The 17004-nt window shown below is 37.8% G+C and carries 17 protein-coding genes; 2 read left to right on the plus strand and 15 right to left on the minus strand.

Translation table 11 applies throughout. The features are described 5' to 3' along the window. Positions 1–284 precede the first annotated feature (284 nt). The gene (locus H592_RS21965; RefSeq protein ID WP_037071477.1) at positions 285–1745 is read left to right on the plus strand and encodes a hypothetical protein; all 1461 of its coding nucleotides are present in this window, start codon (positions 285–287) and stop codon (positions 1743–1745) included. A 218-nt stretch (positions 1746–1963) separates the two neighbouring features. On the opposite strand, the gene H592_RS0109585 is transcribed toward H592_RS21965, so the two are convergent. From H592_RS0109585 to H592_RS0109660, 15 genes are all read right to left on the minus strand, one after another. After that, the gene (locus H592_RS0109585; protein WP_051369115.1) at positions 1964–2890 is read right to left on the minus strand and encodes a metal ABC transporter substrate-binding protein; all 927 of its coding nucleotides are present in this window, start codon (positions 2888–2890) and stop codon (positions 1964–1966) included. After that, positions 2890–3768, minus strand: a complete 879-nt coding sequence (locus H592_RS0109590) for a metal ABC transporter permease (protein WP_028868580.1) — start codon at positions 3766–3768, stop codon at positions 2890–2892. Before H592_RS0109590 ends, H592_RS0109585 begins: the two co-directional genes overlap by 1 nt. Then, the gene (locus tag H592_RS0109595) at positions 3768–4499 is read right to left on the minus strand and encodes a metal ABC transporter ATP-binding protein (RefSeq protein ID WP_028868581.1); all 732 of its coding nucleotides are present in this window, start codon (positions 4497–4499) and stop codon (positions 3768–3770) included. The genes H592_RS0109590 and H592_RS0109595 overlap by 1 nt, the downstream gene beginning before the upstream one ends. Next, on the minus strand, positions 4499–5488 hold the full coding sequence (locus tag H592_RS0109600; RefSeq protein ID WP_037071480.1) for a metal ABC transporter solute-binding protein, Zn/Mn family: 990 nt from the start codon (positions 5486–5488) through the stop codon (positions 4499–4501). The genes H592_RS0109595 and H592_RS0109600 overlap by 1 nt, the downstream gene beginning before the upstream one ends. Positions 5489–5558: 70 nt before the next feature. Then, complete coding sequence (locus tag H592_RS0109605; protein ID WP_028868583.1) at positions 5559–6107, minus strand: DUF6162 family protein; 549 nt, start codon at positions 6105–6107, stop codon at positions 5559–5561. Next, positions 6104–6430, minus strand: a complete 327-nt coding sequence (locus tag H592_RS0109610) for a hypothetical protein (RefSeq protein WP_028868584.1) — start codon at positions 6428–6430, stop codon at positions 6104–6106. The genes H592_RS0109605 and H592_RS0109610 overlap by 4 nt, the downstream gene beginning before the upstream one ends. Before the next feature lie 11 nt (positions 6431–6441). After that, positions 6442–7275, minus strand: a complete 834-nt coding sequence (locus H592_RS0109615) for a DUF4198 domain-containing protein (RefSeq protein ID WP_028868585.1) — start codon at positions 7273–7275, stop codon at positions 6442–6444. A 102-nt stretch (positions 7276–7377) separates the two neighbouring features. Further along, positions 7378–7893 carry a DUF2271 domain-containing protein gene (locus tag H592_RS0109620; protein WP_028868586.1) on the minus strand — a complete coding sequence of 172 codons (516 nt, stop codon included), beginning with the start codon at positions 7891–7893 and terminating at the stop codon, positions 7378–7380. A gap of 83 nt (positions 7894–7976) precedes the next feature. Further along, entirely contained in the window at positions 7977–8612 is a 636-nt protein-coding gene (locus H592_RS0109625) for a PepSY-associated TM helix domain-containing protein (RefSeq protein ID WP_211235651.1), read from the minus strand. A gap of 140 nt (positions 8613–8752) precedes the next feature. Further along, positions 8753–9424, minus strand: coding sequence for a Fe2+-dependent dioxygenase (locus H592_RS0109630; RefSeq protein WP_028868588.1), 672 nt, complete (start codon positions 9422–9424; stop codon positions 8753–8755). Between the two features lie 85 nt (positions 9425–9509). Continuing rightward, the gene (locus H592_RS0109635) at positions 9510–10763 is read right to left on the minus strand and encodes a TonB-dependent siderophore receptor (RefSeq protein ID WP_028868589.1); all 1254 of its coding nucleotides are present in this window, start codon (positions 10761–10763) and stop codon (positions 9510–9512) included. After that, positions 10732–11909, minus strand: a protein-coding gene (locus tag H592_RS0109640; protein ID WP_156916102.1) for an IS3 family transposase whose coding sequence is annotated in 2 segments (ribosomal slippage) — positions 10732–11651 and positions 11651–11909 — 1179 coding nt in all. Because the reading frame shifts where the segments join, the coding sequence is not laid out codon by codon here. The genes H592_RS0109635 and H592_RS0109640 overlap by 32 nt, the downstream gene beginning before the upstream one ends. A gap of 69 nt (positions 11910–11978) precedes the next feature. Next, the gene (locus H592_RS0109650) at positions 11979–12989 is read right to left on the minus strand and encodes a TonB-dependent receptor plug domain-containing protein (RefSeq protein WP_028868592.1); all 1011 of its coding nucleotides are present in this window, start codon (positions 12987–12989) and stop codon (positions 11979–11981) included. Positions 12990–13237: 248 nt separating this feature from the next. Next, the gene (locus tag H592_RS0109655; protein ID WP_028868593.1) at positions 13238–15352 is read right to left on the minus strand and encodes a TonB-dependent siderophore receptor; all 2115 of its coding nucleotides are present in this window, start codon (positions 15350–15352) and stop codon (positions 13238–13240) included. Between the two features lie 422 nt (positions 15353–15774). Beyond that, positions 15775–16467, minus strand: a complete 693-nt coding sequence (locus tag H592_RS0109660; protein WP_028868594.1) for a response regulator transcription factor — start codon at positions 16465–16467, stop codon at positions 15775–15777. Positions 16468–16808: 341 nt separating this feature from the next. Here H592_RS0109660 and H592_RS23945 point away from each other — a divergent pair. Beyond that, positions 16809–17004, plus strand: a 196-nt coding sequence (locus H592_RS23945; RefSeq protein WP_028868595.1) for a DUF6444 domain-containing protein, incomplete at its 3' end; no start/stop codon positions are given.

A 17004-nucleotide genomic window follows, 5' to 3' on the forward strand; every position in this document is an offset into this window, starting at 1 on the left:
AAATAAAAACGTAAATGCTCAGGGCTAAGCTATTTATGCTTAGTTCAAGGCGAAAAAGCGCAGTTTAGTGGTTTAAATGAGCATTTTTCAACGAATAAATAGGCTTAAATAGCGACGGCCTGAGTAGTGACCATATTTTTACCATTTGAAGCCTAGCTTTGGTGTTTTTCAATGCCTTATAAAAACACAATTTGCTTTGTTCAATTAAGATAATAATTTTTAATTTTTTACTCATTATAATTAATTACTATGGGATATACTTCCCAATAACTAAGGAGGAACCATTGCCCAATTTCACTTTAAAACAAGATGAAAAATTATCGATTAAACTAACCCATCATATGAAACAAGGGACGTTTAGACGTATCGATTTATATTTTTCACTTCCAAAAGAAATGGGCATCAATAAAGATACCTTAAGCGAAGTTGATTATTTTAATGCGGGTATTAACGGGCGACGCGCTTACCATACTAATGGCTTGCATTTACCACTATTACATCGTCGTTTTGCTAGTCGTATGAAACGCTCGACCACTGAATATAAAAGTAATTTAAATCTTTTCGCATACCAATACATTTCCGCATTAGATACCGATGCGAATGAAGTATTGGCGATTAACGATAGTGAAGGTTTAGCTGACTTTTATCATGCGGCTGTTGATTTAACAGAGCATTGTTTAGATATTTTAAAGAAGCATCGTAGCCATCAACCAACCAGTGCCAAACTAACTTCCATCTATGAAAACGTAGACAATTACCTATCTTGGTATACCGAACAAACTATCATGCGAATGTTGGTCAAAAAACCGCGTAACAGCGAGTTTAGTGAAACCCGTTTAGCATTGTTAGCTATTTGCGATGAAGAAAATCAATACCGCAAAAAAAAGGGCTATAACTCTGAAGCCACTTTAAAAGATCCAAACCGTATTGCTAATAAAATGCGTCTATTACGTCGCTTAATTGAATACGGCGTAATCTTTAAGAGCAAGACACTAATATTAGGCAATCACACTCGAAAATTGGTAACAGGTGTCGCGACCGCTTTATTGATGAGTGTGGTATTAGTGTTGATTATTAAAACGCAGGGTGCCTTTAGCCAATTAACCACGTTAATGATATTTATATTGGCGATCATTTATGGTGTGCGTGAAGTATTTAAAGACGAATTTAAGAATATGCTTTGGCGGTGGATACGACGCGGCAAACCTAAATGGTCGCGCACATTATTCGATTCGACTAATCAACAGGAAATAGCCAGACAAAAAGTTTGGCTAGATTACAGCATCAGTAAGAAACTGCCTCAACAAAGTAGAGATTTGTTAGCTGAGCGTCATAGTCAAAATAAACAGAGTGCGCAGCTTTTGCATTACCGTATTGAATCACGTATCAGTAGGCAAGGTTTTCAGGCAGGTTACGATACTATTGAAGAAAATATATTTTTCAGTCTACGCCCATTAACTCGTTTTGTTGAGGGTGGAACAGGTAAGGTATTTGAACGCTTAGAAAGCACCTCAAATAAAGAAAAAATCCAAACCACCTCTATTGAACGACGCTACCAAATTAACGTCATTGTCGCATTAGACCAAGGCCAATATGATGCACAGTTTGAACGTTATAGAATTACTTTGAACCGTTCTGGGATTATTGAAATAGAGAAAGCCGGTGAAGCCAAAATTAAAGACCGAGCGGATAAGAAACTGCAATCAAAACTGTACTCGTTATTACATATTAAAAGGCGTAAATAAATAATTGAATATTGAACAACTAAACAATGATCAATAAAAATAAGAAGTTAAATACTTATAAAGTAGAAGAGGCGTATAACACAGAAGTGATTTGCCGTTTATCATATAAATAAGAACGGCATTAGCTTTTACCATGCTTAAATTAAAGTAATGACTGCAACCATTATTAATATTAGCTGCAGTCATTCGCGCTTAGAGCATTTAAAATAACACAGTATTTAAAATAACCAGCGTTGTAATGGTTTATCTAGCGTGATCCCAGCCCTTCCCCAACGGTCAATACTATCAACAACTAATATCTGATTAAAATCAGGTAATAATGCTTTTAGTTGAGAGGATACTTTACGCGTTGTGACTAACCACAACTCAGGCGATTCTGTTAATAACGCTTTTAAACTGGCTTTATCCTGCGCTGTCCACTCCAATTCATCTTTAAATAATCGTTCTACTACAAACAACTGATTTGCCGAAGCAAAGTCTTCTAATTGATCCGAAAGCAATACAACGGAATCAATCTCTTTAGCAAATAAAGTTTGCTGTTGTTGGTTAATCAACGAACGAATATCAATCAATAACTGTTGTTGATTTTTTTCTATTACAGGCGCTTTTTCTGGCCAAACTTTCTTTAAATCTTCACTCACAATACTTAGCATGGTGCTCAAATTATTTGGATTTAACCACGCATAAATTGAACGCTCTGCACTTGGTAAGGTAACTGAAGCAATGCCTCGGCTACGAGGGGATAGTGATTGTGAAGCATCTACCTCAATCAGTTTAATATTCCCCTGCCGCGCATAAATGAATAGAGGATCCTGCGCCCATAGTGCGCTTAATGTAATGGCAACAGTGGCTTGCTCTCCTGCTTGATATGCTTTTTGCTCACCTTTATTTGCATACCAATTATTTAAACGATCAATACCGTAACGCTTAGGTGCTAAATAGGTGGTGCTAATTGTTGTCCCTTTCATTAACTGGGTCGCCAACATATAAGTCACAGGGGTAGTGGTTAAAATATCTTTCGCCATTAACTGGCTAGGCAATAAGAACAATATAAGTAATAAAATTCGCTTAAACAGAAGAGATTTTTTTAATGTATTCGATGTTTTACATTGTTTAAACTTTTTAACTTTATTTAAGGCATTCATCATTGTTTCCTCGCCACAATTCGATAGACCGTTGCGATTAAAAAGAAGCTAGCCGCCACTAAAATAATTGACGCGCCAGAGGGAATAGGCAGTTTTAATTCCATTGGTAACAAAGTACCAATTAAACAGCTTAACGTAGCTAACAATGAAGACAACAGAACAAAACTGCCCATGCTTCTGGTCATTAAGCGCGCCGTTGCTCCGGGTATTAATAGCAATGCCCCCACTAAAACAGCACCAACAATTTTCACCGCAGCAATCGTCACTAAGGTGATCATCATGACAAATAAGTAATCATAAAAGTGCGTATTATAACCACGTACTTTAGCGATATCAGGGCTAATTGAAGCTAATAAAATACGATTAAAGGTAAACATCAAACCAACAATAATAAGTAGGCAACTGGCACCTAATACTAATAAATCAAAGTCAGTAATAGTTAATATTGAGCCAAATAACACATTCTCTAACATGTGAATATTAATTTTACGTGCCACATACATTAATAATGCAGCACCACCAGCTAGCGCAACAGCAAGGAACACTCCTACTAAAGTATCGTAAGGTACTGCGGTGCGGTTACGTACAAAATGCAATAACAACGCAAAAATCATGCAGAAGCAGAACAAGCCTATGATTGGGTTTTCAGGAGGTTCCCCTAATAGTACGCCAATAGCAATGCCGGTTAATGCGGCATGCCCTACCGCCTCGGAAAAGAATGCAAGACGTTTAGCAATCACTAATGTGCCTAATCCGCCCAATAGTGGTCCAACTAACAAAGCAGCCACTAAAGCATTGACCATAAAACCATAGGCAAAACTTTCACTTAACCAGCCAGCTTCCGAACCTTGGTTTGCCAATAAACGTAACCAATCCATTAAGCGACTTCCTCATTTTGATGGTTTGAATGGGTGCGATAATGATTAAATAATCGTTCTATTTTATTTGGCTTTAACACGTCTTCTGCTAATCCACTTTCCAATAAAGTTCCATTCACTACATGCACCACAGCCTGTAAACGGCGTACCGCACTAATATCATGATGTACGACTAAAATGGTTTTGTTTTCTTTCACAAGGTCAGCAATCAATGACTCAAAATAGCGAACACCCTGGTCATCCATACCATTGGTAGGCTCATCCAAAATCAATAAATCAGGATCATCCAACAAGGCTTGTGCAAATAAAACGCGTTGCTGCTCGCCGCCAGACAATTGGCCCATTCTAAACATGGCGCGATCTTCCATTCCCAAACGTGCCAACTGTTGTAGCGCTTTAACCTTGTGTTTTTTATTAAAGTTAAAAAATAAAGGGGAGCGACTTTGATTAAGTAAAATAAAGTCTAATACTGTTAACGGCAAGCTAGGCTCAAAGGCTGCCTTTTGTGGCACATACCCTATTTTACCTTTTCCCTTTGGCCAATGGATATTCACCTCTCCTTTAAAAGGCGTTAACCCTAATATCGAACGTAATAGTGACGTTTTTCCTCCCCCATTAGGGCCCATGATGACATGGCACTCACCCGCTCCTAAGGTTGCAGAAATATCCTGTAATACAATGTTGTTTTCGTAGCGTAAACTAACCTGATTTAATGAAATCGAGGGCCCCACTACACACCACCTTTTTGTGCTGCAGTAAACTTCATGGCTTCCACTAAGGTATTTAAATTTTGACGCATTTCCACTTCAACTTTGTCCGCTCGATAAGCACCATGGGTCATGTGTGAGAAACGGTATAATTTAATTCCTGTTTCTTTTTCGATGGTATCAACATAACGGTTTGGCATATTTAACTCGTAAAACAACACATCAATACCAGACTCTTTGATCTTTTCAATGGTTTCTTGTAGTTGGCTTGCACTTGGCTCAACACCGTGTGCAGGTTCAATAACAGCACTGACTTGGACACCAAACTCCTGCAGAATATAACCATAAGCATTATGCGTAGTGGCAACCTTCATACCTACGGTATTAATATCGCTTAAGTCCATCATTGCTTTATGTTTCATCTTTCTAAATTTCAAAGCATAAGCTCTTGCATTTGCACGGTATAACTTAGCGTTGCCAGGGTCTATTTTAGACATTTCATTGGCAATGCTATAAACCTTTTGAATGGTTGTTGCCACACCAACAAAGGTATGTGGATTAACAACGCCATTGCCGACAGATTGCCCCATTGCAGGTAATAGAGGCACATCTTTATTCGCTTTTATAATAATAAGATCATCACGGTCAGCAGCTTTAATTACTTTTAATGCAAAATCATCGTGCCCAATAGCATTAACAACAATCACATCCATTAAATTTAAACGACGTAAATCATTGGCTTGAGGTTGGTAATTGTGTGGGTTAAACCCTTCATCAACAAGGGGCAACACATTCACTTGGTCACCAACCACTGCTTTAACGTAGCTATAATAAGGTTGTAACGTAATACCAACCGTTAGCTTTCTTTCTTGTCGATTCTGTTCGCTACTTTGTTGCTCAAGTTGACTCTTTTGCTCATTTTGTAGATCGACTTGTGCATAGCTTTGCAAGCTCGTCAGCGATAACAATAAAAATAATGAGAAGCGCTTGAGCATAATTAATAATGTCGCCATGTAAAATTCCCTAATGCTGATGTCCAGCGTCGTTTTACTGTTCAGTACTGCTTTAATATTCAGTATTGCTTTAATGTTCAATATGTTGCTCAGCAAGTTGTGACTCACTAAACACCACTTGAATCCAACCTGATGTGGCTAAAGCGGTTAGATCAAAAGTGCTAGTTGCACTTGCTTGAGGCTTTTCCTGCAACCAAATATCAACCTGATCACTGCGGCTATTTAAAAGATAACGCATGCCACCTTTCGCCGGTGTACTTTGATAGATTCCAGCTGCAACCAAAGACCAATCATGCTCACCTTGATGCGCCCAGCTTTTATCTTTTACAAAGGGAGCAATCCAATCTTGCTCCAACTGCGTTACCGCTAACCAATCTTGTTGCGTCTGATAAAAATAACGGATCTCTTCATGGGCTAATCGCAGCTCAGCAATCATAGCTAAAGGAGGAGGAGGGAGATCAGTGATCAGTACTTGATGATCAGCTAAAGGCCGATGTTGATGATGTGCACTGTTATAGGGTAATAACAGTGCACCTATTAGCAGAATCAAAAGGCATAACGTCGCTATCCAGTAACCTTCATGCCCTTTATTTTCACTGACAACGGCTTGTATGTTCATTTATCAGTTATCTCAACACTATCCACTTCAACGGGATACTCATGGCCTGAATCAAATACCAAATAGTATTCATCGGGAGTATCACTAAAAGTGGCAATAGAGCGTTTGTCCGTCTTCACTTTAGCAATTAAGTTATCGTCGTAGTCGTACATATTGACCTGATAATCGACCGCTTTACTACCATCACTATAACCTGCTTCACATTCGATATTGTCGCCAACAATCGAACAATTCATTAATGGATAATGCGCAAAAGCAAGCTGGCTAATAGACAGAAGCCCAATACCTGTTAGGCTTTTTTTAAGCAGGGTGACTACATTCATTCGGGTACCCACTACGGTAATATCGCTTCAAAAGTAAGGTGCACACTAGCATTCATTTTTTCTGCTAGCGGGTTATTCATAATAGGTGCAGTATGTGATGCTTTTAAAATATAACGACCAGCAATCTCTGGCGTAAACTCAATAAAACCTTGCTCATCACTAACTATGTCAATTTGGTCTTGCTGATTACGGTATAAAGTCCCATCACGTGTAATTTCTGCTTTCACACCCGCTTGTGCTTTACCGTTAAAGAATAATTGAAAACGTACAGATTCAGTCGCTACAATATCAGCAGGTTTAGTAATAGGTTGAAGCTCTAAGAATTTACCTTCTAACGGGAAAGGCTTTTCACTTGGTTTGCCAACAGTAATGTAGGTTTCTGCTCGCGTGTAGTTTAATGTACTGCTTACATCACGTGCACCTTCAGGTAACAATTCAGCTCGCTCAACCTTGCTAGCACGTAATCTTTTCTGAGTATCGCGTTTGCCTGCTTTATAGCTTGTTACGTAGCTTGGCGTACCATTAATTTGCACTCGGTGTGTACCTTCTTCTGTAAAGTGAAAGTCAAATACAGAGCGGCGTTTTCCACGCAAGACAAAGTCAGGACGTTCATTACGGCCATCGGGCATAACCACTTGCGCTGTTTCACTTCCCGCAGGTTTATCCATAACAAACGTTCCATGAGATGCTGTCACATCAAAAGTTAACCAATCACCACCTTCTTTAGAAATAGTAAAATGAGAAGGTAATACCCAACGTGGATGAGCACTAGCAACACTTGATAGTGTTAATCCGACTAGCATTGACGCCATTACAACAACGGCATTGAATTTTTTATTTATCATTGTTCTCTCTCTTAAGTGATTATTGATTTGTAATTAGTGGTTATTTATAGGTGACGATTTATAGATGACTGCTAACTTAATAACTGGAAAATATAAACCCCGTTAATTAAGCTGATAATGCAAGGCGATATTGCCAGTCTCTTCAGTAGGTGCTATTTGCAAATCAAAGCTTTCTTCACCTAACGTTATTTTTTGTCGAATGTAATTACGTCCACCATGCTCACGCACAACTTCGACATAAAAAGTGTAATCACCTTGCTCAACTCGCTTTCCTTGCTGATCTAAACCATCCCACGTGAAGCGATGTTGTCCAACAGGTCTAGTAGCAGAGGTAACTGCATCAACAACCGAACGGTCATCACGCCCTACTTTACGCCACCAGCTGCGTAAGTCTTTTAACCATTCGTCATCACCTACCCACAACTGCATGGTGCGCACTGGCTGTCGTTGTTTATCTTCAATCCACACTGCGACATAGGGCCGAGCATAGATACTTGCTTGCACTTGAGGTAATTCAAACTCAACGCCCATGCTCGCTGATGCTGGAATAGTTTTTGCCCAACTCGGTAAGGCAACCATTAAACCCAACAACCAATAACTAAAATAGATCCCTTTCATTTCCTTACTCTCTTCATTTAAATTTTCTTAACAGTATTTTTTGTTGATATGGCGTTAACTTCAGCAATAACTCACAGTACTTTTTATGGTACGGCAAAGAGATAAATCAATAAGCTGATAACGGTGCCAAATGCCGTCCATTTCAATCCCAAGCTAAAACTCTTTTTCTTAGGCACTAACAAGCACACTCCTGTTAATACAAAAAAAATCATTAATAAAGCACTAATATCAATAAACCATGCCCATACCTGGCCACTATTCCTGCCTTTGTGGAGATCATTCAAAACCGCAATCACACCATAATGCGTTGTTTGTATTTCCGCTTCTTGCGTGACTAAATCAATAAAGACGGTGCTGTTAAAACCAGGACCTTTGTAATCTAAGGAAACCTCACCTTCAACCAACTCCCCTTCTTCTACTTCACTGAATAACTGTAGAGATGAGGGCTCTCCTGTGACATTGGTTTTATCTGCTAAGTAAGTTAACAGCTTCGTTTTATCAACAACTAAATGATCCTCTGTTATTGCAAATAAAAAATCAGGTATAGCCAGCGTTTGCTGATCAACTTGTGGCTGTTCACTTACATATAAATGAGGTCTATTTAGAGTGATGCCGGTAACGGAAAAAAATAAAACAACTAATAACAAAGCCATTGAAACGTAGATATGTAAACGCCTTGCCCATAACTGCACTTTTTTATTTTTGAGCGAATTGACCATGAAAGTTGATGTCTTAATTTATTAGATTATAAAAATGCAAATGTAACTCATTATCATTTAAGAAATAAATAAATTTACATTCTTTACATTTAAATTAATGAACTAATAGAAAACTGCTCTTTAATCGAGTGGATAAAAAATTAAGTTTCAGCCCAAAGGCGTAAAAGATTTGAGTGAGATTTACTGATTTGATCAAACGCTGTATTTTTTCCCTGAGTACTCATGATATCACGTCTCGCTAAGTCAAGATCATTGAGGATCTCGCGTTTTTCCGCACTACGCACATAACTTTCTAACCAAATAACACCCACTCTACGGACACCTTCAGTCACAGGTTCTACTCGATGTAATGTTGTTGAAGGGTAAATGATTGCCTGCCCAGCCTTTAGTTTGTAACTGAACTTTTCAGCACCGATACTAAACACTAACTCGCCACCACAATATTGATCAGGCTCAGAAAGAAAAACGGAACAAGAAAGATCTGAACGAAAAATGAAGTCAGCCCCCATCAAGGCATCATCAATATGGTCACCATAACCACCAGAATCTCGACTTTCACTAAATAAAAAAGGCGCTATTTTCTTCGCATAGGTAGTGGTAGCAAACTGTGGGTGGGAAACTAACTTAGTCGTAAGCATATTAGAAAGTTCAGCTTCTAACTCTGGCTCTGCATACCATTGTTTATTTTTTTTTACCGATTGTGCAGCCCAACCAGCAGTTTCAGCGCCGGCATGAAATTGGCCACGATTTAAAGTGGTATTTATCTCTGCTAATTCCTCTTTGCTAAGGACATTTTCAAGAATAGTGATCATAATTAAATGTAACCTTCATATAAAAAGACGAACACGTTATATGTTCGCCTCTATGAGTACTGATTAAATAAACCGATTACACAGCTTATAAACGATATTTAAAGTTTAAGTTAATTGAACGAGGATCATTTGCTTCAGCTAATAACCAGTTTGGTGTTGACGCTACACGACTTTTATCAAACATATTACGCACCACCATTGAAACATCCCATTGGTCTAACTCATAATAAACACCAAAATCGAACTCAGCATAACCGGGAACATTATAATCACCATCATTGCTATCAGACTCTGCTCGCATCCCTAAAGCAAAACGCACAGGTTCACTTTCCATTCTGTAGCTATTCCAGATAGATAATGAATTATAAGGAACATAGTCTCCTTGCTTACCTTTATCTTCACCTGAAGTATCAGATGCATCTGTGTAGGCATAACTAATTTGGCTAGAGATTTGATCCGTTACATGCCATAAAGCATTAATCTCAACACCTTTTGATTTAAAAGACTCACCTAAATCTTGGATTAGCGCTCGTTCACCAGCAATTGTTTCATACGATGTTTGGTTTTGTGTATTAATGTAGAACAACGTAACACTTGTACTCAATTTGCTATCAAAGAAGTCACCCTTGAAACCTACCTCATAGTTATCACTTTCTTCTGGTTCATAACTCACTCCATCCTGTCCGTATTGCGCGAGGGTCGATGTATCAATCGGTTCAAAACCTTGGCTATAAGATGCAAATAAATTAACATCTTGGGTAAGCTTATAAACTATGCCAGCATCATAAATAAAATTAGATAAGTCTTGATCATAGTTATCATCACTTGAACTTGTTTCTTCACCTTTATAACGTGTATAACCCACACCTAATGCCAATGTAAAATCACCAAGACTCACTCTATCTTTTAGGTACAAGTTTATTTCATTGTCTTCAGTGGTATTATAATTTCCATCTTTTAAAGAATCATCCATCGCAGTATAGGTTTGATCATTTGGGTCATACGCATTAATCGTATTTTGACCAACTGCATCTGCATTATCTTGAAAATTACGAATAAATTTAACTTTTTTATTACGTAAATTCACACCCGTCAATAAATGATGCTTCAAAATACCTGTATCAAATTTTCCTTCAGCGTTGGTATCAAATAATACGTACGTATCCTCACCTTTAGCATAAACCCATTTTCTATCGATAGTCGTATCACCAATCGCATTGCCTAAACCTGAACTATTGCTGATATATAAATCTTGTGATTCTGACTTAGTATTAGTCAATGCACCTGACGCACTTAACGTGTAGTGGTCAACTAATTTTGGCCACACTTTCGTATTCAAGCAAATGTCTTCGCTCAGATTCATTTGGTGTTAACCCGCCATTAAACCAATGAGGCCTGACGTTGTTATAATATCTAATGATGTAATCAATAACAGACTGCTTCATATCTAATAATGAAGCGTAACCTGTTGTTGGCATCCATTCTGTCTTATAGCTCCTAAAGAAGCGTTCCATTGGCGCGTTATCCCAACAATTTCCTCGGCGACTCATACTTTGCTTAATTCGATAGCGCCACAATAATTGTCTGAATTGTTTACTTGTATAATGACAACCCTGATCTGAATGAAACATAACGTCTGTTGGTCGTTGACGAGCTTCAAATGCCATCTTTAAAGCATTCCCTGTTAGGTTACTATCTGGTGAATAGGACATTGCCCAACCAATTACTTTACGTGCGTAAAGATCAATAACAACGGCTAAATAAGCCCATCGATTGCCAGCCCAAATATAGGTGACATCACCACACCAAACAGTGTTTCTTTTCTCAACCATAAATTGTCGGTCTAAATGATTAGGGATATCAACGCGCTCATTTCCACCTCGCTTATAAGCATGCTTAGGTATCTGACAGCTCTTTAAGTTTAGCTTTTTCATTATCTTAGAAGCTCTATAACGACTGATTTGGTCTCCTCTTGCCAGTGTTATATCTGCAATTGTTCTTGCACCTGCTGAGCCACCACTTTCATTGAAGATAGCTTTGACCATCACTTCTTCTTGGACACTTTCTGGTGATTTTTTATCACTATTTTTTACCCAATATCGATAGCTACTTCGATAAACGTTAAAGACAGAACATAAACGTTTTACAGGGTAGCTCTCTTGCAACGATTTGATTACTTGAAATTCTTCAAGCTGTCTGAGATTAAGAGAGCGGTAGCCTTTTTTATTATCTCATTCTCCATTTCGATACGCTTAATCTTCTTCTCAAGCTCTTTTATTTTTATCTTATCAGGTGTTAAGGGGCTTCCATTATTAGGCTCACCTAAACGCTCTTGTTTTAGTTGCCTAACCCATTTGTCCATTGCAGATTTACTTACCCCCATTGACTTAGCAGCCTCTATTGTGGAGTAACTTTGGTCAACGACTAATTGTGCAGCTTCAAGTTTGAATTCTGCTGTATATGTTGGTCTTGATGGTTTCTTCATTTTGTTACCTACTTAATTGGTGAGGTGAATAATATCACCTCTAACTAAGTGGCCAAAATTACTGTACCACTACAACGTCCAATTTTGTAGCTTATGTTCAGCGCTCAATTCAAAGGTCGTTGACTTATTTAATCCATAATCAACTGGACTACCATAGTAATAACTACGATTAAGAATGCTGCCAAAGCTATTTGATGTGTAACCTAATGTACCATTAAGAAAATTAGTGGTGAAAATCCCATCGGTATAATTACTACCACCGGTTTTTTCACGATTAATATATTCAAAGCGTGGTGTAATACGTGTATTTTCACCTATTTTGAAGGTTAATGAAGCGTCAACAGCTTGCTCATCAGTTGAACGTCCTTCTTGAAAATCTTCACCGTCAGGCGTTAACTCTGCATTAACTCGATAAAGCACATTTTCATTAATTAGTTCACCTGTAGAATCAATATTTACAGTGACTTTGTTTCTTTTAAAGTTACCAGTGTCACCTGATGCATAAGATCGTGTTTTTAAACCTAGCGTCGTTTCAGATTCTTCTTGTGGCTTTTTAGTGGTAATGTTAATCAAACCACCACCAACACCTGAGCCATATAAAATAGCATCAGGACCGTTAAGAATAGTGACAGATTCAACGTTATAAGTACTTGGTGAACGTGAGCCTGTTCCCGCTTCACCACCTTGCATAGAACGTAATCCATTTACCATAAAGTTATCAATATTTGTGCTAATTCCTCGTATAATGATATTTCTATCAGCAGAACTACTGGTGTTAACACTGGTCGCATACTCTGTTATGTCTCGTACATCATCTGCAGACATATCACTGATTTCTTGTGCATTTACTTGTACAACTGAACGCCCTGTATCTTTCAAAGAAAGGTCCATTTTAGTGGCAGTTGAATCCATTGCATGGATACCTTCCTCTGATTTTCCAATAACAGTGATAGCATCCATATTAGTAGTATCTGGGCTTTTATCGGCTGCAAAAGCAGCAGGGGATAAAGCCGTGATTAACGCAGATCCTATTGCTAAAGTAGAAAGTGGTTTTGAGTTTTTTAAAAACAAGCTAGACATATCCTAATTTTTCCTTTTAGACAAACTTCCACAACAAATTTAAGTCGTTTTAATGTAATTATTTTAATAAAAATAAGCAGTAAAGATGGCTGAAATTTACATGATAATGATTATCAGTAATAATTTATTTACATTCTTTACAATTTAATGTTTATCAAAAAAAAGAAGCAATTAGTCACCTAACTGCTTCTTATAAAACCACTTTATTTATTAACTCGTACTTTACCAATAAGTTAACTAATTACTTTTTAATAACGAACTTGTACTGTTGCCATAAAGTTACGCCCCTCGCCAACAACCACGTTTTGTGCACCGTTACTCGCGTAATCATCACTTGTTGAACCGCCACCAGCGTAGTAATCAGTATCAAATAAGTTCTCTACGTTTAAACGGAAAACCATGTCGAGGTTTTGGTCATATTGAAGTGTATGAGAAATACCTAAATCAATGCGTGTGTAAGCATCTTTTTTGTAGGTATTAGCAGCATCGCTGTAACGTGAGCCAACGTAGGTGGCGCCTAAATTAAGATCCGTATCACTGGTCACTTGATAACGAGACCAAACACTAGCGGAGAATTTAGGCACATCAGCAGGTCTATTTCCCTGATAATTTGCATCCGTGGTGTATTCAGCATCAAGATAAGTACCCGTGCCACTCAATGATAATGATTCTGTTAAATTACCTTGGAATGCTAATTCAGCACCACGATGAACTCGCTCTCCTGCTTGTGTAACTTCGTATGAGTCAGAAGGCCCAACATTAATAGTTGAGTTTTCCTGGGTAATTTCAAAAATAGCAGCGGAAGCAAACAACCTATCGTCAAACAGTTCCCATTTCGTCCCTAACTCGTAAAGTTTACCTGTCACTGGATCAAGTGAAGCACCGTCGTTAATCGCATTACTATTTGAAACATCGGATAATGGCTCAAAACTTTCAGAATAAGTTAAGTAGATAGAACCATTGCTTGCAGGGTGATAAATCAATGCCAGTTTAGGCACGATAGCATCTAATTTTTCATCAGACTCACCATCTTCACCCGGTGTGACTTTTAAGTCATAACGAAGTCCAGCTAAGACTTGCCACTGTTTATTTAAGGTCACCATATCTTGGACATAAAAACCATAAGCGTTATATTCACTGTCACTTGTTTTTACACTTGCAGAAGTATCAATGGTTGCAGACGCATTTGCTTCGCCTACTGTCGTTGTAGAACCGTTTAACGAATACTGCTCACGTTCATAACTGTAACCTAGCCAGTTACTACCAATTAATAATTGGTGTTCAATATTGCCAGTGTTAAATTCACCGACTAAATCAGCACTTGCAGTTTGGAAGATCCAATGGTCACTGCGATCACTACCGCCTTGTGGATAAGTCGCTCCATCAAACTTTGTTTCAGTAGGGTAACTTTCTACATCATGACGCTTAAAGTTTTGATAGTTATAGCTAACATTCAATGACCAATCTTTATTTAATTGCGCGTCAATACCAAGGCCTACATTCTCAACTTCATTATCAATGTTTGACCATTGCGTATCCCAAATATACTTATCGCCTAATACTGATTTACCATCAACTACATAAGCACCAGAATCGACACTTCCGTTATCTGTTGTTCGGTCATAATGTGCAGAAACAGTGACGGCATCATTGATATCATAATCAACAAATAATCCACCTACAAAACGTTCTGTAGAAGGTGTAGAACCATCGCTATAGCTTCTCCATGAATCATAATTTTGTTGTGATAAAACTAAGCGGCTACGTAATGTTTTATCTTCATTTAATGCGCCACTCACATCAAGAGTGCTTCGGGTTGCGCTGTCTGAACCAATATCTTGGCTAAATACAACCTGCGTTTCAGCGGTAGGTTTTTTAGATACCATGTTAATAAGGCCGCCAGGTGCTGATTGTCCGTATAACAAACCAGCAGGCCCTTTTAGTACTTCAACAGATTCTAATAATTCAACAGGTTGACGGTAATGAGACCAATGCTGCTTACCATCACGTAAAAAACCGCTACTACTACTTAATTCGAAACCACGTAAAGAGAACCGCTCACGGTTGCGGCTATCACCGCCCGCTGAAACACTTGAATCATTTTTTAAAACTTGTCCTAATGTTGTAGCACGCTGCTCATCAATTAATTGCTCATCAATTACCGTCACTTGTCCCGGTGTTTCAAGTTGCGTCATTTCCATACGCATTGAGCCAGTATTACTATCAACTTTGTAATTTTCACGTTCCGCAGTGATCACCATAACATCTTCAGGGTTTGCCCCTGTTTCGGCAGCATTTACATAAACCATTGATGAGGCAAGCGCAGCCCCTACGAAGACCGCTAATTGATTTTTCTTAAACATGTTCCACTTCTCCAAAGCGTTAATTATTGATAGCAATTCCATTTGAGTGTTGATCACTCTAACTAATGGAAACAACGTCAGAAAAATACATGATAATAGTTATCAATAACAACTAAATTACATTCTTTACATTTAAAAAATTAAAATACTGATATGAATAAATCGCTAAAAGATAAAATGGTTCGGGATCCAGGATTTAGGTATTTAGGTATTGAGGTATTGAGGTATTTAGGTATTTAGGTATTGAGGTATTGAGGTATTGAGGTATTGAGATGAGAAGTCAGAGTGGTTACAGTATTTATGAATAAATATGTAATAAATGAATAAATGAATAAATAGTTTGGAGTAAAGATTTAACCAGATCTCATTTAAAACATGATTTACTTATATTAAAAAGCAACGTTGAGCCCCCTAAAAAACCACTATAAAAAAAACATCAGAGCACACGACAATTGTGCAACTTTTTCACTGAAAGCATAACCTTTCCCATGCACCGTCTTTATATGTGATTTAGACAAACCAGCATTAAACATTTTGCGACGAATATTACTAATATGCACATCCAAGTTTCGATCAAAAGCTGACAACTCCCTTTTTAACACCTCTTTTTGTAAAGTCGCTTTAGAAACAATATCGCCGTCATTTTTACTCAGATATTGCACTAAGGAAACTTCTGTTTCAGTTAACGGTAAGCGTGCAACTTTAAACGAAAACTGCTTACTACAATGCTGGAATGCTAAACGCTGCTTCTCTAACGTAACCCGACGTAATAGAGCATCAATGTGTACTAACAATGCTTTAGCAGAAAATGGTTTTATCATGTATTGATCTGCTCCTGCCTGCAAACCATCAAGGACATTGGTTTGCTCAGACAACGCGCTCAAAAATAAAATAGGAATAGCAAAACGTTTACATATCGTAGTGATTAACTGCAATGTTTCCGGAGAGGATAAATGATGGTCCAATAAGACGAGATCAACATTTTGTTGCTGTAGGAAGTCTAACGTCGTTTCTGTATCACTAAAGCAAGTTACTTGATGACTGTTTTGGCTTAAAATTTCAGTTAATGATGAACCACTTTGTGGATCATCACTTAATATAACAACGTTAGACATAATGACCTTCAAATAAAAACGAACGATAATGATTCGCATTCTACTTTTTAAAGTTAGACTTATCAATGATGCATAAATATTTTTATCCTAAGACTCTCTTCGCAATCGCAAAAGTCTATTCACGTAAGCATGCCAGTAAAAACATAACTGGCACTTTTATCTATTCCAAAGTGAGCTCTTAGGGCTTGATTGTCGTATTTTTTTGATTAAAGCATTTTGTAACTACTCAGCACCTAATTCACATTTTTGATAGTTTATAGAAGATCAAAAAGGATCAACTTGATTGATCCTTTTTAGTCGTTACTCTAACTACTTTCTTCCTATTCCTATGATGAGGCAAAATGAAAGTAAGTGGTCTCGATATTGAGAGTAATGTCGAAAAGATAAAACAACAGATAGAAGCCGATAAAACATTATCGCCTTCTATGCGCACAACGTTAGATTTATTACTGCTTATCGTTAATTTGCTTTGTCAGCGTCTCGGCCTCAACAGTCGTAATAGTAGTAAGCCACCATCAAGTGACCCTAATAGAGAAA

The organism is Psychromonas arctica DSM 14288 (genome assembly GCF_000482725.1).
Classification (GTDB): domain Bacteria; phylum Pseudomonadota; class Gammaproteobacteria; order Enterobacterales; family Psychromonadaceae; genus Psychromonas; species Psychromonas arctica.